At 56.0% G+C, this 17290-nt stretch carries 20 protein-coding genes; 17 read left to right on the forward strand and 3 right to left on the reverse strand.

The genetic code is table 11. The features are described 5' to 3' along the window. Positions 1–8 precede the first annotated feature (8 nt). Positions 9–671, forward strand: a complete 663-nt coding sequence (locus tag G523_RS20120; protein WP_051134746.1) for a cupin domain-containing protein — start codon at positions 9–11, stop codon at positions 669–671. A 35-nt stretch (positions 672–706) separates the two neighbouring features. Then, positions 707–1096: a VOC family protein gene (locus tag G523_RS0104615; RefSeq protein ID WP_022693860.1), complete on the forward strand. Its 390-nt coding sequence runs from the start codon at positions 707–709 to the stop codon at positions 1094–1096. A 3-nt stretch (positions 1097–1099) separates the two neighbouring features. On the opposite strand, the gene G523_RS0104620 is transcribed toward G523_RS0104615, so the two are convergent. Then, positions 1100–1621 (reverse strand): RNA methyltransferase, encoded by a 522-nt coding sequence (locus tag G523_RS0104620; protein ID WP_022693861.1) that lies wholly within the window; start codon positions 1619–1621, stop codon positions 1100–1102. 2 nt (positions 1622–1623) lie between these two features. Next, the gene (locus G523_RS0104625) at positions 1624–2493 is read right to left on the reverse strand and encodes an isoaspartyl peptidase/L-asparaginase family protein (protein ID WP_022693862.1); all 870 of its coding nucleotides are present in this window, start codon (positions 2491–2493) and stop codon (positions 1624–1626) included. Positions 2494–2606: 113 nt separating this feature from the next. Between G523_RS0104625 and G523_RS0104630 the strand changes: the two genes are divergently transcribed. The 3 genes from G523_RS0104630 (at position 2607) to G523_RS17960 (ending at position 5245) form a co-directional block, all read left to right on the forward strand. Continuing rightward, positions 2607–3599: an NADPH:quinone oxidoreductase family protein gene (locus tag G523_RS0104630; protein WP_022693863.1), complete on the forward strand. Its 993-nt coding sequence runs from the start codon at positions 2607–2609 to the stop codon at positions 3597–3599. A gap of 88 nt (positions 3600–3687) precedes the next feature. Beyond that, on the forward strand, positions 3688–4536 hold the full coding sequence (locus G523_RS17955; RefSeq protein ID WP_022693864.1) for an SDR family NAD(P)-dependent oxidoreductase: 849 nt from the start codon (positions 3688–3690) through the stop codon (positions 4534–4536). Between the two features lie 58 nt (positions 4537–4594). Then, the gene (locus tag G523_RS17960; protein WP_022693865.1) at positions 4595–5245 is read left to right on the forward strand and encodes a YceI family protein; all 651 of its coding nucleotides are present in this window, start codon (positions 4595–4597) and stop codon (positions 5243–5245) included. Here the strand turns inward: G523_RS17960 and G523_RS0104645 are convergent. After that, positions 5242–5874: a hypothetical protein gene (locus G523_RS0104645; RefSeq protein ID WP_022693866.1), complete on the reverse strand. Its 633-nt coding sequence runs from the start codon at positions 5872–5874 to the stop codon at positions 5242–5244. The two genes, G523_RS17960 and G523_RS0104645, sit on opposite strands and share 4 nt — an antisense overlap. Positions 5875–6111: 237 nt before the next feature. Between G523_RS0104645 and ffh the strand changes: the two genes are divergently transcribed. From ffh to cysK, 12 genes are all read left to right on the forward strand, one after another. After that, entirely contained in the window at positions 6112–7623 is a 1512-nt protein-coding gene (ffh, locus tag G523_RS0104650; RefSeq protein ID WP_022693867.1) for a signal recognition particle protein, read from the forward strand. Then, positions 7620–7826: a hypothetical protein gene (locus tag G523_RS0104655; RefSeq protein WP_022693868.1), complete on the forward strand. Its 207-nt coding sequence runs from the start codon at positions 7620–7622 to the stop codon at positions 7824–7826. Before ffh ends, G523_RS0104655 begins: the two co-directional genes overlap by 4 nt. Further along, the gene (locus G523_RS0104660) at positions 7823–8413 is read left to right on the forward strand and encodes a DUF7010 family protein (protein WP_022693869.1); all 591 of its coding nucleotides are present in this window, start codon (positions 7823–7825) and stop codon (positions 8411–8413) included. The genes G523_RS0104655 and G523_RS0104660 overlap by 4 nt, the downstream gene beginning before the upstream one ends. Then, on the forward strand, positions 8410–8706 hold the full coding sequence (locus G523_RS0104665; RefSeq protein WP_022693870.1) for a chorismate mutase: 297 nt from the start codon (positions 8410–8412) through the stop codon (positions 8704–8706). The genes G523_RS0104660 and G523_RS0104665 overlap by 4 nt, the downstream gene beginning before the upstream one ends. A 74-nt stretch (positions 8707–8780) precedes the next feature. After that, positions 8781–9200, forward strand: a complete 420-nt coding sequence (gene rpsP, locus G523_RS21325) for a 30S ribosomal protein S16 (protein WP_022693871.1) — start codon at positions 8781–8783, stop codon at positions 9198–9200. A 134-nt stretch (positions 9201–9334) separates the two neighbouring features. Further along, complete coding sequence (locus G523_RS20125; protein WP_022693872.1) at positions 9335–10501, forward strand: beta/gamma crystallin-related protein; 1167 nt, start codon at positions 9335–9337, stop codon at positions 10499–10501. A gap of 98 nt (positions 10502–10599) precedes the next feature. Continuing rightward, positions 10600–11319, forward strand: a complete 720-nt coding sequence (locus G523_RS21095; RefSeq protein ID WP_233347261.1) for a beta/gamma crystallin-related protein — start codon at positions 10600–10602, stop codon at positions 11317–11319. A 141-nt stretch (positions 11320–11460) separates the two neighbouring features. Beyond that, positions 11461–13377 carry a beta/gamma crystallin-related protein gene (locus G523_RS20135; RefSeq protein ID WP_022693874.1) on the forward strand — a complete coding sequence of 639 codons (1917 nt, stop codon included), beginning with the start codon at positions 11461–11463 and terminating at the stop codon, positions 13375–13377. 88 nt (positions 13378–13465) lie between these two features. Then, positions 13466–14020: a ribosome maturation factor RimM gene (gene rimM, locus G523_RS0104690; protein ID WP_022693875.1), complete on the forward strand. Its 555-nt coding sequence runs from the start codon at positions 13466–13468 to the stop codon at positions 14018–14020. Positions 14021–14034: 14 nt separating this feature from the next. Continuing rightward, positions 14035–14592: a GNAT family N-acetyltransferase gene (locus G523_RS17995; RefSeq protein WP_022693876.1), complete on the forward strand. Its 558-nt coding sequence runs from the start codon at positions 14035–14037 to the stop codon at positions 14590–14592. An 88-nt stretch (positions 14593–14680) separates the two neighbouring features. Beyond that, positions 14681–16192, forward strand: a complete 1512-nt coding sequence (locus tag G523_RS18000) for an acetyl-CoA acetyltransferase (protein ID WP_022693877.1) — start codon at positions 14681–14683, stop codon at positions 16190–16192. Positions 16193–16315: 123 nt separating this feature from the next. Then, the gene (gene cysK, locus G523_RS0104705) at positions 16316–17236 is read left to right on the forward strand and encodes a cysteine synthase A (protein ID WP_022693878.1); all 921 of its coding nucleotides are present in this window, start codon (positions 16316–16318) and stop codon (positions 17234–17236) included. Positions 17237–17290 lie beyond the last annotated feature (54 nt).

Consider the following 17290-nt stretch of genomic DNA (forward strand, 5'->3'; position numbering starts at 1 on the left):
GAAAAGACGTGGAAGAAACAGATCTGGGACAGGAATTCTACAGCGCATATGCCGCTGGGACTCTTGATCCGGCTTTGCGCCTTCTGATCGACACGCGCAAGGCGTTGACAGAAAATCAGACAATCCAGCCAGAGCTGGAAGACGTGATTGCAGGCGAATTTCTTGAACGCGAAGCACCGGCGCCGATGTCGTTTCAGGCGACTGACCGTGCGCTCGCGAAAATCGACGAGCTGGGTCTCAGCAATGAGACATCACACCAGGCGGCGCGCTCTGCTGCGACGATGATTAACGAGCTGGTGAACCTGCCAGATCCGCTTCAGGACATCGTTCTGGAATCCTCAGTTCATTCAGGTTGGAAGTTTGGCGGACCGGGTATCCGGGTCATGCCGCTTGAAGTCAGCCCTGATGTGACAACAGAGCTGATCCGTTTTGAGCCGGGTCATGGCGCGCCGAAGCACACACACTCCGGCTTTGAATATACGCTGGTTGTGTCCGGTGGCTTCAGCGATGAGGCTGGCTCTTATGGCCCGGGCGATCTGGCTGTGTCCGGCGAAGGCCGCGAGCACCGTCCTGTCGCGGACGAAGATGGTGTCTGCATCGCGCTCATCGTGCGTGATGGCGGCCTGAAATTCTCTGGCTTTATGGGTGTGCTTCAGAAAATCTTCGGTTAGAACCGGGCAGTAAGTTTTTACTGCCGGGGTCTGACATGCACGTTTCCACTTATCTGATGTTCACCGGCGACGCAGAAGCGGCGCTGAATTTCTATCGTCAGGTCTTTCCTGACATGGAGGTTTCAGAGGTGAACCGTTATCCCGAAGAATCCGGTGAGTTGGCAGGCAAGCTTCTGCCAACGCGCGTCGTGATTGGTGACCACAACATCATGCTCACGGACAGCCCGAACGTGCACCAGTTCTCGTTCACGCCGTCCATGTCGATCTTTATCAATTTCGAGACCGAAGAAGAGCTTGTCGCCGTGCACGACCGTCTGTGCGCGGAAGGAGAGCCGCTTATGCCGCTCGATGATTATGATTTCAGTCGGATGTTCGCCTGGATTCAGGACAAGTTTGGCGTGAGCTGGCAGCTAAACCTGCCTTGAGGCTTAAACGCGGCGGCCGCGCTGGATCGCATCAAGCTCGCGCTTGGTCATTGGCCCGCCCGGTTTGATCGGGCGTTCGGCGTGGCGACCCATGGAAATCATGCGGTCATACATGACAAGCGCCGCAGCGACGGACACGTTCACGCAGAATTTGGTCGGGATCTTTACCGTGAAGGCGCACTTCTCGATCATTTCAGGGCTCAGACTGCCACGTTCGCGGCCCAACACATAGGCGGCAGCCGTCGGGTGGCGAAAGCTTGGCAGATCAACGGCATCGTCGGTGAGCTCGACGCCGACCAGCGTGCAGCCACGTGGCAGCGCCATATCGTCGATAGTGTCCCATTGATAATACGGCACATGCTCAAAGCTTTTCGACGTATCGGCTTTATAGACAGTTCGGATCTTATCTGCGGCGTCTACTGAAAACGCGAAGTTCGCGCCAAAGGCATGTGCTGTGCGCATGATCGCGCCAAGATTCATGGGCTTGGAAATGCCTTCCGCCCCGATTGCAAAATAGCCACGCACGATCAGAATACCTTTACGTCAAACTCGTCACGCCAGGTCGCAAATCCGCGCTTCATAATGCTGGTGTTGAAGGGCATAGCGACACGACCGAGCCGATCAATCGCAATCAGGCCGCCTTGTCCACCCAGAAGTGAGATTTCTTCCAGTACGCAGGCCGTGGCATTTTCCAGATCAGACCGTGTATAGCGGATGCGGGCCGATACATCAGAGGCAGCATTCACGCGCATGAAATACTCGCCCTGACCGGTACAGGATACGGCAACGCGTTCGTCAGCCCATGTGCCGGATCCGATCTGTGCTGAATCGCTGATTCGGCCCGGCGGCTTGTTGGTCAGGCCGCCAGTGGAGGTCGCCGCAGCGAGGCGTCCCTCACTGTCGAGAGCTACGGCTCCGACGGTGCCGTGCGTGCCGTCATCATAAGATGCATCGCTGATGATCGGGCGATAATAGCCGTGCGGATTGCCGATAGTTTTCAGGTCGCGCTTCTTCAGGAATTTTTCCGCGCCTTTGCCTGAAAGCAAGATATGCTGGGAGTGTTCCATCACGGCGCGTGCGCAATCGACCGGATTTTTATATCCCTGAATGGCCGCGACGGCGCCTGCGCGGCGGTTCGAGCCATCCATAATGGCGGCGTCTTGTTCCCATTTGCCTTTAGTGTTCGGGCTAGAGCCGCGACCGGCAATGTGAAGCCCTGAATCTTCCAGCTCGTGTACGGCTTCCTGCACAACATCCAGTGCGCTTGCGCCTTTGCGAAGATCGCGCCGTGCGGCTTCGAGAATCTTCTTCATCGACGAAGACACATCAGAGTAGTCGTCTTTATAGCTGGGGCCGGAGCCTCCGTGGATTGCAATGGCCCAGACCGGGTCAGACATAATAGACTCTATTACAATTATGCATCTTGCGACGACTTCACAGATGAAAGGCAGTCAGCTACCGTCCGCGCCATAAGAAATACAACATTTTTGTGTCATGCGGAGAATAAAAAATGAAGGCTGTGGTTTCTACACAACCCGGTGGCCCTGAAACACTTGAAATCGTTGATCTGGACTCTCCTGAGCCGGGTCCAAAACAGGTTGTACTTGAAGTCAAAGCCATTGGCGTGAACTTCCCTGACTCTCTGATCATTGAAGACCGCTACCAGTTCAAACCGGAACGTCCATTTTCTCCGGGCGGTGAAGTCTCTGGCATTGTGACGAAGGTCGGCGCGGAAGTGACGTCCCTGAAAGAAGGCCAGCGCGTGATCGGGTCATGCGGCTGGGGTGGCTTCCGTGAGGAGCTGGAAATCGACGCAAACCGCTGCATTCCAATTCCTGACGAAATGCCGTTTGATGAAGCGTCTGCTTTCATCCTTACATACGGCACATCCTATTATGGCCTGAAGCGCCGCGGCGATCCAAAGCCGGGCGAAACGCTGTTCATTCTTGGCGCAGCGGGCGGCGTCGGCGTTGCGGCGATCGAACTTGGTAAAGCGATGGGCCTTAAAGTCATTGCGGCGTGCTCAACGCAGGAAAAAGTCGATTTTTGCCTGTCTAAAGGTGCTGATGTTGGCCTCATCTACCCGACCGGCGAGCTGGATCGTGGCCAACAGAAAGAGCTTTCCAACCAGATCAAGGAAATCTCCGGCGGCGGCGTAGATATCGTCTATGACGCGGTTGGCGGCGACTATGCAGAACCAACGCTTCGTGCGCTGAACTGGGAAGGTCGCTACCTTGTCATCGGGTTCCCTGCGGGTATCCCGAAGATTCCACTAAACCTCACGCTTCTGAAATCCTGCGATATTCGCGGCGTGTTCTGGGGCGCATGGGTGCGTCAGTTCCCTGATCAGTACGAGACCGACGTGAAAGAGCTGTTCGACTTCTACAAGGAGGGCAAGATCAAGCCGCATGTCTCAAAAACCTTCCCGCTCGATCAGGCGGGTGATGCGATCAAGCATCTGTCAGACCGTAAGGCGACAGGTAAAGTCGTCGTTCTGACCTAGCAAACTTCAAGCCCGGTGATACGTTCACCGGGCTTTTTACATCCGGACCGGTCCGAAAAAGACGATCGGCCATCAAAGGGAGAGAAACATGACCCTAAGTCTTGAGGGTAAAGTCGCTGTTGTAACCGGCGGCGCGAGTGGGATTGGCCTCGGCACCGTAGAATGTCTGATCGAGTATGGCGCGAAAGTCGTTGCAGGTGATCTGCAGGACGAGAAGCGCGCGTCACTTGTTGCCCGTTTCGGCGAAGACAAAGTCGCCTACCGCCATTGCGATGTGACTGACGCTGACCAGCTGAAAGCGCTTATCCAGGCCGCTGAAGACGAGTTTGGCGGGCTCGATATCCTCTTTAACAATGCCGGTATTGGCGGGCCGCGTGAAGGCATTGAAGAGCTCGATTTCGACGACTACGACAAGATAATGAACTTGCTTTTGAAGTCGGTCTTCATGGGCACGCAATATGCGATCCCGCTCATGAAAAAGCGCGGCGGCGGTTCGATTATCAACACATCCTCGGTCTCTGCGATTTCCGCTGGTTATGCGCCGCTGACTTATTCGGTCGCCAAGGCAGGCGTTGCGCATTTTTCTAAAATGGCAGCTGCCGAGCTTGGGAAATACAAAATTCGGGTGAATGCGATCCGTCCGGGCCTGATCGCGACGTCCATTTTTGGCGCAACGCTGGGCCTCCCACGTGAGCAGGCTGATCAGCTGGCGGCGCTAATCTCGCAAACGGCTGCAGGCATTCAACCTGCCGGTCGGGCGGGGCAGGCGCGTGACATCGCTGAAATGGTGGCCTTCCTTGCTTCTGATGCTTCGGGCTTCATTACCGGCGAGAGCATCACTGTGGATGGCGGCATCACGGTTGGACCGCCTCATTCCTGGAAAGAGGATGCGCCAAGCCCGATGGATGCCATTATGAACATCACTGAAGGCGCCTAGGGGCTGACTAGTCCAATGCCGGATCGATCTATGTTATATAAGAGATAGGGAGATCGGCATGTGGCATTGGAAACAGGTTCGATATTTTGCTCTTGGCGGTGCAGCGCTCGTTTCGGCCTGCGCGTCACTGCCGGACTTTCCCGACCTGTCGTCACTGGCGCTGTCGGAGGTTCGTAACGGCCCTGACGCGCTACGTCCCGGTTCATATGAGCTCGATCCGCAGCATGCGCATCTCTATTTTGCGATCAACCATATGGGGCTTTCGCTCCTCTATGGGCGCTTTGATACGTTTGATGCGAATTTCTCGGTGGATGATAGCCTGACGGGAGCCTCCGACTTCGAGATGGTGATCGATGTGAACTCTCTGTTCGTGTCGACCGAAGCGTTTTCTGAAACCTTGCGTGGCGATGGCTGGTTTAACGCTGAAGCACACCCGCAAGCTCTGTTCAGGGCGCGCGAGATCACCCGCATGGACGAACGAACGGGTGTTTTGTCAGGCGATCTGACACTGAACGGGCGAACGCAGCCCGTTGAGATCAGGTTGATCTTTAATGGCGGAGCCTTCGTCGCGCTCACAGGCAAATATACCGTCGGGTTTAATGCTGAAGGCAGTTTCAACCGGAGTGATTTCGGGCTGGGCCAATATGCAGGCCTTGTCGGCGATGAAGTCCAGCTGAGGTTCTCAGGTGAGTTCCAGAGAGTGAATTAGACCGCCGGACCAGCAAATTGTGCCGCGTGGAAGTGCGATGACGCACCGACCATATGTGCGATTTCGCTCTGGTCACCATTTGGCGCAGCGCTCACCGTCGAGATGAAGTAGTCGCCAGCGCGTTGCAGGCTGATCACCCAGACGGAGCTATCATCTGCTTCCAGAACAAGGCAGCGCAGATCATCTTCTACCTGATAGTCGCGGAAGCTGGCTGTGAGTGAGGCGATGGACGAGCCGCCCGCTGCGACAGATGCCATATTGGCTTCACAGCCAACGCTGTAAGTCATGCTGGCGATAGCGCCATTGTCTTCGAAATGGGCAAGCGTGCGTACCAGCTCTTCTTCGGTGTCATGCGGACCGGCAGCATAGAATTGTACGGTAAAATCAGTAGCGTCCGTGATTGCCTGATAGGCGCAGAAGCCACCTTCGCTATAAGCGGCGGTTTCGACGCGGGTGAAATCGTCAACAGATGTCGGGCAGACAACGCCGGACATTTCCTCAATCATGCTGCCGTCATCGCGGGTCAGCCATGTGTCAGCGTACGCGCCAGCAGACTGGGCGCTCGCAAGCGGTGCGAGGCAGGCGATAGATACGGCGGCGAGTGCGGATGTTACGAGTGACTTGGTCATGAGTATTCCCTTCACCGGTTGTTAACTTCCGTCGGTGGGGTTGGTTCCTGATCGGACGGACAGAATTTTTGACTCAGATGTGATTTTACACTAAAGCCAGCGGAAATTACTGGTTTCGCGCATTCCCGATCTTGCGGGCGTGCACCCCGCCCAGCGAAGTCTCGCCCGGCGGGGCTTTTTGCTTTAAGTGCTGCACCCATATGTGAGGGATCACGGGAACAGCTAAGAGGAAGTCGCATGTTTGATGCTTTGACAGATCGATTGACGGGTGTGTTTGAAGGCCTGACGGGTCGCGGCGCGCTGTCAGAGAAAGATGTCAGCAATGCAATGCGTGAAATCCGCGTCGCTCTTCTTGAAGCCGACGTCGCGCTGCCAGTTGTAAAAGACTTTATCGCCAAGGTTCGCGAAGAAGCCGTTGGCGAAGCGGTGATCAAATCGGTCACGCCGGGCCAGATGGTCATCAAAATCGTCCATGATGCTCTTGTTGAGATGCTGGGCGGTGAAGATGAAGAAGGCGCAGCGGCTAAGCTGAAAATCGACAGCCCGCCAGCTGTCATCATGATGGCCGGTCTGCAGGGCTCTGGTAAGACGACCACAACCGGTAAGCTTGCCAAGCGCCTGAAGGAAAAAGAGCGTAAGAAAGTTCTTCTCGCCTCGCTCGACGTGCGCCGTCCGGCGGCGATGCAGCAGCTCGCTATTCTGGCCGAGCAGGTCGGCGTGTCTTCGCTGCCAATCGTTGAAGGCCAGCTTCCGGCAGATATTACCAAGCGCGCGCTTCAGTCCGCCAAGCTTCAGGGCTTTGATGTTGTCATCCTCGATACGGCGGGTCGTACGACCCTCGACGAGCAGATGATGAACGAGGCCGACGATGTCGCTAAAATCGCCAAGCCTCAGGAAACACTCCTCGTTGCTGACGCGCTGACAGGTCAGGACGCCGTTGAAACAGCCAAGCGCTTCCATGAGCGTCTCCCGCTGACCGGTCTTGTTCTTACTCGTATGGATGGTGACGGCCGCGGTGGTGCAGCGCTCTCCATGCGCGCAGTCACTGGTCTGCCAATCAAATTTCTCGGTGTCGGCGAGAAACTGGACGGCCTTGAAGTCTTCGCGGCCAAACGCGTTGCGGGCCGTATTCTCGGTCGTGGTGACATTGTCTCGCTGGTTGAAAAAGCCGGCGAGCAGATGGACGCCGAAAAGGCCGAACGTCTCGCTAAGAAAATGGCGAAAGGTCAGTTCGATCTTGATGATCTGGCAGAACAGCTTCGCCAGCTTCAGCGCATGGGCGGCCTTGGCGGTATCGCAGGCATGCTTCCGGGCGCGAAAAAAGCCAAACAGGCGCTTGCTGGCGCCAATATGGATGACAGTGTCATCAAACGTCAGGAAGCAATCATCTCTTCCATGACGAAGAAAGAACGCGCCAAGCCTGCGCTTCTCAATGCGTCTCGCCGTAAGCGTATCGCTGCGGGTGCGGGCGTAGAGGTGTCGGACGTCAACAAAGTGCTGAAAATGCACAAGCAGATGTCCGACATGATGAAGAAAATGGGCAAGGGCGGCATGAAGGGCCTTATGGGCGCTATGGGCGGCATGGGCGTGTCTCAGGGTGACCTTGCTAAAATGGCTGCGCGTAATGGCGGTATGGGCGGCGGTATGCCGGGCCTTGGTGGTCCGGGCGCGCCAGGCGGCCTTCCGGGCCTTGGCGGCGGCGCACTTCCGGGCGGTCTGCCGGGTCTTCCGGGAGCGAAGAAGAAATGAGCGATAAGTCAGAGACTTTTATTCTTTCGGCGGACAGATTTCGTATTGTCCGCGCGATTGGGGCCATTTTTATTGCTGTTGGTCTATTAGCTGTTTTCGTGGATCTTGCGTTCATTAGCGACCATAAAAACGAATTGATGTTTTTTGGATTTGGCTGGGTCCTTGCGACGCTGGTCCTTGATCCTAAGCAAGGTGCTAAATGACCACGCTCGAAGATCTGAAAGCCGCGCACCTTAAAGAGCGTCAGGCCGCTTATGGACGCCTGCGCGGTGGTTTCCCGATTCCAATGTCCGGAACGGTTTACTGGCTTGTGATTGCGGCTATGTCGCAAATGTTCGCACCAGCGCAGCAGCTCTTTTACAGCTTCGTCGCAAGTGGCGCGATCTTCCCGATGGCGCTTCTGTTTGCGGCGCTGTTCAAGAACGACTTCATGAAAGACAAGGGCGTCGCGACAAGCGTGCTCGTGCCAGCTTTCATTTCCATGCTCTTGTTCTGGCCTATGGTCGTCGTCGCGGTCGCTGAAGGCAGTGCAGATATTGCGCTTGTTATTCTGGCGATCGGCCTGTCCATCCACTGGCCGGTGATTGGCTGGAGCTATGGGCGCACCCCAATTTTCTGCGCCCATTCCATTATTCGCGCGGTTCTGGTGCTTGCGCTTTATTTCCTTTTCCCGGAACAGCGCTTCCTTTTCATCCCGTTGGCAGTTGCATTTGTGTATGCAGTGACTGTATTAGCGCTGATCCTGGATTCAGGACGTTTTGCCAAGGCCAAAGCGGAGGGCGCTGAATGAGCTCACCAATGGACGAACTTCTGCGCTTGCGCGCCAGCATTGATAACCTCGATGCCGTGCTGCTGCATACGCTGGCTGAACGTTTCAAGCTGACCAAACAGGTCGGTGTACTGAAAGCCGAAAACGCGCTTCCACCGTCTGATAAACAGCGTGAAGCCGAACAAATTTACCGCTTGCGCAAGCTGGCCGATGACGCAGGTCTCGACCCGGCTTTTGCCGAGCAGTTCCTCAACTTCATTGTGGCGGAAGTGATCCGGCACCATGAGAAAATCCGGTCAGAGGGTACGGACTAAACCTCTCTATTGTTGGGCCTTTCAATGTGACTGGCCTGAAATGAAGCGCCATAAGATACTTAAGGAGATACACCATGGCTCTTAAAATTCGCCTCGCTCGCGGCGGCTCTAAAAAACGCCCGTTCTACCGCGTTGTTGTTGCTGACTCCCGTTCACCACGTGACGGCCGTTTCATCGAGAAAATCGGTAACTATGACCCGCGTCTTCCAAAAGACTCCGAGAGCCGCGTAAACATCGACGCTGAAAAAGCTGCAGCGTGGATCGCGAAAGGCGCACAGCCAACTGACCGTGTTGCTCGCTTCCTGAGCCAGATCGAAGTTGACGGTAAGCCGGTTTACACATGGACAGCGTCCAACAACCCGAACAAAGGCGAGCCAGGCACAAAAGCTAAAGAGCGCGCTCAAGAGAAAGCTGACAAAGCTGCTGCTGCGGCTGAAGCGGCTGCAGAAGCTGAAGCTGCACCAGCTGAAGAAGAAGCTGCTGCTGAAGAGTAAGCTTTACGCTGAATCTGATTTTGAGCCCTTCGCCTCTGGCGGGGGGCTTTTTTTATGCGTCCATCCGTAAAGTTGTCAGGCGTTCAGCTTTGCTCGTATAATTTCACCATATCGAGGTCGAGGGGACGCATAACATGACTGGTTTCAAGACGCTTTTTAAGTCCGCATTGATTGCTGCGGGGCTGATTTTGCCCGCGCAGGCACAGTATGGCTCTGGCGAGCTTCAATTGTTCAGCCTGGATTATTTCGGCGGGCAGACGGCCAGCATAAGGCAGGAAACCTCGCAAATGAGGTTCTCTCAGCTTGGCGATGACACGCGTTCCATTCGTGTGCGCGGGGGTGACTGGATCGCCTGCCGCGATGCCTATTATGCAGGTCCATGTCTTTATATCAGTCAGGATGTGCAATCGCTCGGTGAGTTTGGCATGGCGGACACGATTTCCTCCATCATGCCTGCACCATATGATCTGGAGCTGAAGCACGGCTCTATTTTTGCCCGTAATCCTGCAGGTGGCTTCACCTTCTTCCGCCGCGAGAACAACAACACGGTCATTCCGTTCGAAGCGACGGGTACTGTGGGTTATGGCTCATCCGGTTCTGGCAATTACGGCAGCGGCTATAACAATAACGGGTCCGGCTATAATCAGGGCGGCTCCTACGGCAATAACAATAATTCAGGTTATCCGCCGCCGGATGAGCCACCTTATACTGGCCCACGTAATCCGGCTTTGATCGTCTATGACGAAACCGATTATGGCGGCGAAGCGATTGGGACGAACCGCGATATCGCACGTCTCTGGGATTATGACTTCGACAACCGGATCAGCTCGGTCGAGATTATTCGCGGCGAGTGGGAGTTTTGCGAGGGTTCAAATTTCCGCGGCGATTGCGTCATTCTGACGGCGGATGAAACCCGTCTTTATGCGATCCAGCTGGACAATCGCATTTCCTCTATTCGCGAAGTGCCGGTCGGTACGCTTGCCCAGCGCGAGGAAGAGGAGCGTCTGCGCCGGGAAGAAGAGGCTCGTCTGCTGCGTGAGGCGCTCGCACGGGCCGATGTGGTTGTGTACCAGCATTCAAACTTTGAGGGTCGTCCATATCCCGTGGAGAACGATATTTCAGGTCTCGGCAATACGGGCATGAATGATGAAATCAGCTCTATTCAGGTCCGCCGTGGCACCTGGGAGATCTGTTCGGACGGTAATTATCGCGGTCGCTGCGAGACAATTTCTGCGGACATGCCGCGTCTCAACGGCATTCGGATGAATGACAATATCTCGTCCATCCGCCGCGTGAACTGAGCGGGTTTCTGAACAAAACCTGCAAGAAGCAGTTGTCTCTCATTCAGATAGGTTCCGGTAACCTTGTTTCATCGGGACCTTCAAACATGGAGAGACACGTGAAACTTAAAACAATTCTGACGACACTTTTAGCGGGTTCTGCCTGCGCCCTGATGGCTGCGGCACCTGCGAGTGCTGATCGATACGACCAACGCCGCGGCCCGGCGACAGGCGATGTTGTGCTTTTTGAACATTCAAACTTTGAAGGTCAGGCCGTCGAGATTACCGGCGCCGTACCTTTTCTGAATGAGGCCCGCTTTAATGATCGCACAAGCTCTATCGCGATCCGACGCGGCGCCTGGGAAGTCTGCACAGACGCGAACTTCCGTGGTCGCTGTGAGGTGATCCAGGGTAATGTGGATCGTCTCAACTACCTGCAGCTCAACGATAATATTTCGTCCATCCGTCCGGTGAGTGGCCGTTTCGGCTTCAACCATCGCGGCAATGACGGGCGCTATGGAAATCGTGGTTACGGAAACGACCGCTACGGCGATAACCGCTGGGGCTATAATGACGGTCCTGCCAGCCGCGCCGACATTGTTCTGTTTGAAGACAGCTATTTTTCCGGTCGCGCTCTGGCGGTGAATGGCGATCTGCCTGATTTTGCGGATACAGGCCTTAATGACCGTGTGTCATCTATTCAGGTGAACCGTGGTGCATGGGAAATCTGCGTCGACTCTGTTTTCCGTGGCCGTTGTACGGTTGTGACGCGGTCTTCTGATGCGCTGAACGACATCCGGATGAACGACAACATCTCATCGATCCGCCGAATTGGCTGATCAGACTGTGAGCGCAGACCCTGAACCCTCGCTCTGGCGGGGGTTTTTGCGTTTTTGGCTTGGTTAAACATCTGTTGCCGAGCGTTCAGGGTCGTTCAGCTAAGTTATCAACATGTACGGGGCTAACTTGAGGAACAGGCTATGAAAAATACAAAATCCGTTCTGAAGCTTATAGGTGGAGCAGCGGCGGCGCTCGGTTTTGCAGCGACGGCTCATGCCAATCATGGCGAACTCGTTTTGTTTGATGGCGCCAATTTCAACGGCGAAGCGCGGGCGATTAACGGACCGATTGATACGCTTGTTGATCTGCGCTTCAACGACCGCGCCGCGAGCATTGATTTTCAGGGACCAGGTTGGCTCCTGTGTAAGGATTCTTTTTACGAAGGTCCGTGTCTGGTTGCGCGTCAGCCGATTGCCGATCTCGACAGATTTGGCATGGGCGACGAAATTACATCGGCTTATCCAATCGACCCTCAGAACCCGTATCCGCACGGAACGGTTTTTGGTGTGAACTGGGCGGGTGATCTCGTGTTTTACGAAGCGGACCTGTTCGGCAATCTTTCCGAGCTGAGCCCGTATGATACCTGGGGCTATTACGCCTATGACTATGGGTATGGTGCCGGCACTTACACGGGCGCTTACGGCGAATTTGGCCGGTATGGTCAGTACAACCCGTACTACCCGCGGTATGACTATAATCAGGCGAGTTGGACCGGTTATCGTGGTCCGCGCAATGCTGACATCGTCCTGTATCGCGACTCCAATTTCCGTGGCTCGGCCTATGGCCTGAACCGGAGCGCGTGGAGCCTAAGCAATCTCTACTTCAATGATGAAGTAAGCTCGATTGAGGTGCGTCGTGGTACATGGGAAGTCTGCACAGATGCGAACTTCCAGGGCACGTGTCGGATCATAGACAACAGCCAGGGACGCCTCAATAACATTCGTCTGAACGACAATATTTCATCCATCCGACGTGTCGGACGCGGCTCAGGTAACAATAATGGCCGCTATGGTGGTGGACGTGGAAACCATGGTGGTCGCGATGGCGGCTATAATGGTGGCCGGAATCATGGTGACGGAGACCGCGGCGGACGTCGCGGTGGTAACCGTGGCGGCAATTATGGCAATGCCGATGCGATCCTGTTCGAACACGCCAATTATGGCGGCCGTAGCATTCCGGTCAGCCGGAGCATTGGAAACCTTGGAACGATTGGCCTTAATGATGCTGCCAGCTCTATCCGTATTCGTTCGGGTACATGGGAAGTCTGTGAGCATCCGAACTTTCAGGGCCGCTGTCAGGTTGTCACGGTCGATACGAACACGCTCGGTGGCTATCGCCTGAACGACAATATCTCGTCCATTCGCCGCGTGAATGGCGGTGGTGGCCGGAACAACGGAAACGTTGGTGGCGGGCGTCGCGGCGGTGATGACAACGCACGTGATCGCAACCGTGACCATGATAATAACGCCCGCGACAGGAACCGTGATCGAGACCGGGATGGTGCGAGAGACCGTAACCGCGATGGAAACCGTGACCGCACGAACCGGAACACGCCGCCGAACACTGATGTGTTGGTGGGTGGCCGGAATGGCAATGACCGGATCAACCGAGACCGCAATAGCCGCCGCGATCAGCCTGTAGATCAGGTGCGCAATGGCCGTGGTGGTCAGGATGGAGGTTGGAACCGTAACCGTGACGGACGCAGTGGTGATCGGGCGAACAATCGCAACCGTGATAGTGACCGCGCGAACCGTGGACGTCGCGGTGGCCGCGTAGAGGGCAACCCGTATGCGGGTGCTGAGCCACGTGCAAACCGCGGTAACCGGAATGAAGGTCGTCGCAATGAGGTGAACAATAACCGTCGCAGCAACCAGCCGGTTTCTCAGCCGCAGCGTCCGCCGCGCGTTCAGTCTCCTCCTCCGCCGCCACCTCCGGCGCCGCGTCCACAGGCGTCACCGCCACCACCACCTCCGCCGCCTGCGCCACCACCGCGGACGAATAACCGGAACACAGACAATCTGCCTCCGGGTCTTCGCCGGGTGATGCGCGACAACTAAGGCCATTCCTCTTGCCAGTCGGCAGGGTGTATGAGTAATCCGTCTGCGGCGCTCTTTATCGGGCGCCGCAGATTTTGTTTGGAATGCTATGGCAGTCGATAAGTCTCTTGTTTGTGTAGGTGCGATTGGCGGCGCGCATGGTGTGCGCGGTGAAGTGCGCGTACGAAGCTTCACGCTCTATCCTGAAGATGTGTTCGCCTACGGGCCGCTTCTGAACGAGACCGGATCTGTCATGCTGACGGCCAAAACGGCACGTCCTTCAAAGAACCATTTCGTAGTTGAAGCCGAAGAGACGAAAACCCGTGAAGAATGGGAAGCGCTCAAGGGCGAGAAGCTCTATGTCCATCGCGACATGCTGCCAGAGCCTGAAGACGATGAATTTTATTATGATGATCTTCTCGGCCTCACCGTTACCCATATGGACGGGCGCGCGCTGGGTAAGGTGAAGTCGGTCCAGAATTTTGGCGCGGATGACCTGTTGGAAGTCGTCGCACCGGATAATCGGACGGCTTATTTTCTGCCTTTTACCAAGGCAGTGATCCCCGTTATCCGAATGGCTGAAAAAGAACTTCTTGCAGAGCCGGATGAAAGCTATTTGCCTGAGCAATTACAGACCGGCGAGGGAGAGTCCGCCGGCGAATAGTTTCAGGAGCGGTCATGTCCGGCGCAAAATACGTCTTTCGCCATCGTCTGGCGCAGGAAAGCGATATTCCTGCGATCATGGACCTGATGGGCGCTGCGATCACCGTGAATATGCGTGAATTTCTGAGCGATGAAGAGATCGTTGCAGCGCGCGAATCCATGGGCGTCGACCGCTCGCTTATCGCTGACCAGACCTATTTCATGATCGAGACCGAGGTGGACGGTAAAACCGTGCTGGTTGCCTGCGGGGGGTGGGGAAAGCGTAAAACTCTGTTCGGCGGTGATGCGACGGCAGGCCGTGATGACAGCCTCTCTGACCCTGAAAGGGACGCCGCCCGTATTCGGGCGATGTACACGCATCCGGACTGGATCCGTAAGGGGCTCGGTACGCTGCTGCTTGATCTTGGCGAAGGCGCGGCGCGCGATGCCGGCTTTAAGGCGATTGAGCTCGGGTCCACCGTGCCGGGGCTGCCGCTTTATGAGGCGCGGGGCTATGAAGCTTTCCATACCGAGGTGCGTACCAGCGCCAACGGGCTGACCAACACCATTATCCATATGCGTAAGGCGCTCTGAAAAACTTCTCCTGCTGCCGCAACGTGAAGGATTGCGGCGCGATCATTCCTGCCTCTAGGCTCTCGCCAAATATGAGGGAGAGAGCGATATGAGCGTGCCAGAGTCCAGAATTCCGGTAATTGTCGGCGTCGGGCAGATCAATGACCGCCCAGAAGTGCCTCATGAAGGACTGGATTCGCTCGGCCTGATGGTTGAAGCGCTCAAGCGCGCGGACGCAGATGCTGGCGCGGGCTGGCTGGAAGGTCTATCTACCATTCTTACGGTTGACCAGATTTCTTTCCCGAAGCTCGGTGATTGTTCTCCGCAAGTCGCGTCAGCGGTTGGCGCGACTGACGCAACGTGTCGTCAGACGCCATATCCGATGGGCGATGGCCCGATCCGGCTTCTCAATGAAGCGGCCAACATGATCGCCAAGGGCGAGGCGACCAGTGTTGCGATTACAGGCGGCGAGGCGCTTCGCACAGCAGGCGCGCGCAAAAAGCTGGAAGCTGCCGGAAAAACATCCGACCCGCTGCGCGCGAGTGCTAGTGTCCGCAAGAAACGCTATTCCGACCTCTTCCTGCTCACCACGCCCACGGATGTTTACCCGCTTTATGAAAATGCCTGCCGTGCAAAATGGGGCCAGAGCCTTGAAGAGGCGCAGGCTGAGAGCGGCATGATCTGGTCGAATTTCTCAGAGGTCGCGAATGAGACCGAAGGCGCCTGGATACACAGCCCGAAAACGCCGGAAGAGATTACAACGGCCGATGAGAATAACCGTCCGATCTCCTTTCCCTATACCAAGCTGATGGTTGCTAATTCCTCGGTGAATCAGGGTGCAGCTTTCATCGTGACGAGCCTTGAAGCCGCGCTGGCCCGCGGCGTGCCGGAAGACAAGCTCGTCTATGTCGGCCTTGGTGCGCATGCTGAGGAAGTGGGGAATATTCTCGCACGTGACACATATGCAGATTCTGTCAGCATGTCGGAAACGCTCAATAAAGCGCTGGAATTCAATGGCCTGAGCGTCAGTGATCTGGACGCCGCCGAGCTTTATTCCTGCTTTCCATGCGTGCCGAAACTGGCGCGCCGCGTCATTGGATGGCCTGTTGAGCGCCCGATGACGGTGTTTGGTGGCCTGACCTTCGGCGGCGGACCTATTGCCAATTATATGAGCCATGCCGTCGTCGAGATGGTGCATGAACTGCGCGCGCAGGGCCGCTATGGCCTTCTGTTCGCGAATGGCGGCTATGCGACTTACAACCATACGATTGTTGTGGGCCGGGACCGGGCTCTCGCCGAAAGATATCCGCAGGCGTTCGATGTGCAGGGAGGGGCAGAAGCTCGCCGTGGTGAGGTTCCGGAATTCGTCGAAGCCTATGAGGGTGAAGGCGAGATCGAGACCTATACCGTCCACTATAAGCGCGATGGCAGCGTTCGTTTTGGCGTTGTGGTCGGGCGTACGCTCGAAGGAAAAAAACGCTTCCTTGCGAAAATTCCGGCATCTGATGAAGCGGGCATCGAATTCCTGATTTCAGGCAATGAAGAGCCCGTCGGAACCAAGGGCGCCGCGGTCGCTGCTGACGAGGCTTCTGACGGCATTATGTACTGGAAGCGCGGCTGATATTGCGTGGGTCTGATCAAGCAGAATTTACGACCCGTTAGAAAATCTAACAAATTGCGGACTTGAAACTCTGCGCTCCGATCCGCACTAGTACAGGTAAGACTGACGCGGGAGGAAACCCCTATGAAAGTGAACTCACTACTCGAAACAATTGGCGGCACACCGCACGTTCGTATGAACCGGCTGTTCGGTGACCGTGAGGTCTGGATCAAATCGGAGCGCTCCAATCCGGGCGGCTCGATTAAAGACCGCATCGCCCTCTCAATGGTTGAGGAGGCTGAACAGTCCGGAAAACTGAAGCCGGGCGGTGTGATCATCGAGCCGACAAGCGGCAATACAGGCGTTGGCCTCGCGCTGGTCGCAGCGGTGAAGGGCTATCGTCTTATTCTTGTTATGCCGGAAAGCATGTCGATCGAGCGTCGCCGCCTTATGCTGGCCTATGGCGCGGAGTTCGTCCTGACACCAAAAGAAAAAGGCATGAAGGGCGCTATCGCGAAAGCAGAAGAGCTGATTGCTGCAACGCCGGGCTCATGGATGCCGCAGCAATTCGAAAACCCTGCCAATATCGATGCGCACGTTCAGGCGACAGCGCAGGAGATTATTGTGGACTTCAAAGTGACGCCTCCTGATGTTCTGATCACAGGTGTTGGTACGGGTGGTCACATCACGGGCTGTGCGCGCGAGCTGAAGAAGGTCTGGCCGAACCTGCAGGTGTTTGCGGTTGAACCAACTGCCTCTCCGGTGATTTCGGGCGGCGATCCGGGCCCGCACCCAATTCAGGGTATCGGCGCAGGCTTTATTCCGAAAAACCTCGATACATCGCTTCTGACAGGCGCAATCCAGGTCGATCCGGAAGATGCGAAACGCTATGCGCGTGATGCTGCACGCCTCGAAGGCATGCTGGTTGGTATTTCGTCTGGCGCGACGCTTGCGGCGATCGCTAAAAAGCTCGAAGAACTGCCAGCAGATGCGCGCGTGATCGGCTTCAACTACGATACAGGTGAGCGGTATTTCTCTGTACCGGATTTCCTGCCCGAAGCGTAGACTCTTTCAGGTAAGAGGCGGCCTGAGGTCGCCTCTTAACCTTATGCTCGCTTC

The sequence above is a fragment of the Ponticaulis koreensis DSM 19734 genome (assembly GCF_000420665.1).
GTDB classification, from domain to species: Bacteria; Pseudomonadota; Alphaproteobacteria; order Caulobacterales; family Hyphomonadaceae; genus Ponticaulis; species Ponticaulis koreensis.

Bases quoted from the DNA above. Each gene is read 5' to 3' on its own strand.
- G523_RS0104615 (WP_022693860.1), top strand. From the start codon at position 707: ATGCACGTTTCCACTTATCTGATGTTCACCGGCGACGCAGAAGCGGCG.
- G523_RS0104625 (WP_022693862.1), bottom strand. From the start codon at position 2,493: ATGTCTGACCCGGTCTGGGCCATTGCAATCCACGGAGGCTCCGGCCCC.
- G523_RS0104630 (WP_022693863.1), top strand. From the start codon at position 2,607: ATGAAGGCTGTGGTTTCTACACAACCCGGTGGCCCTGAAACACTTGAA.
- G523_RS17955 (WP_022693864.1), top strand. From the start codon at position 3,688: ATGACCCTAAGTCTTGAGGGTAAAGTCGCTGTTGTAACCGGCGGCGCG.
- G523_RS17960 (WP_022693865.1), top strand. From the start codon at position 4,595: ATGTGGCATTGGAAACAGGTTCGATATTTTGCTCTTGGCGGTGCAGCG.
- G523_RS0104645 (WP_022693866.1), bottom strand. From the start codon at position 5,874: ATGACCAAGTCACTCGTAACATCCGCACTCGCCGCCGTATCTATCGCC.
- ffh (WP_022693867.1), top strand. From the start codon at position 6,112: ATGTTTGATGCTTTGACAGATCGATTGACGGGTGTGTTTGAAGGCCTG.
- G523_RS0104655 (WP_022693868.1), top strand. From the start codon at position 7,620: ATGAGCGATAAGTCAGAGACTTTTATTCTTTCGGCGGACAGATTTCGT.
- G523_RS0104660 (WP_022693869.1), top strand. From the start codon at position 7,823: ATGACCACGCTCGAAGATCTGAAAGCCGCGCACCTTAAAGAGCGTCAG.
- G523_RS0104665 (WP_022693870.1), top strand. From the start codon at position 8,410: ATGAGCTCACCAATGGACGAACTTCTGCGCTTGCGCGCCAGCATTGAT.
- rpsP (WP_022693871.1), top strand. From the start codon at position 8,781: ATGGCTCTTAAAATTCGCCTCGCTCGCGGCGGCTCTAAAAAACGCCCG.
- G523_RS20125 (WP_022693872.1), top strand. From the start codon at position 9,335: ATGACTGGTTTCAAGACGCTTTTTAAGTCCGCATTGATTGCTGCGGGG.
- G523_RS20135 (WP_022693874.1), top strand. From the start codon at position 11,461: ATGAAAAATACAAAATCCGTTCTGAAGCTTATAGGTGGAGCAGCGGCG.
- rimM (WP_022693875.1), top strand. From the start codon at position 13,466: ATGGCAGTCGATAAGTCTCTTGTTTGTGTAGGTGCGATTGGCGGCGCG.
- G523_RS17995 (WP_022693876.1), top strand. From the start codon at position 14,035: ATGTCCGGCGCAAAATACGTCTTTCGCCATCGTCTGGCGCAGGAAAGC.
- G523_RS18000 (WP_022693877.1), top strand. From the start codon at position 14,681: ATGAGCGTGCCAGAGTCCAGAATTCCGGTAATTGTCGGCGTCGGGCAG.
- cysK (WP_022693878.1), top strand. From the start codon at position 16,316: ATGAAAGTGAACTCACTACTCGAAACAATTGGCGGCACACCGCACGTT.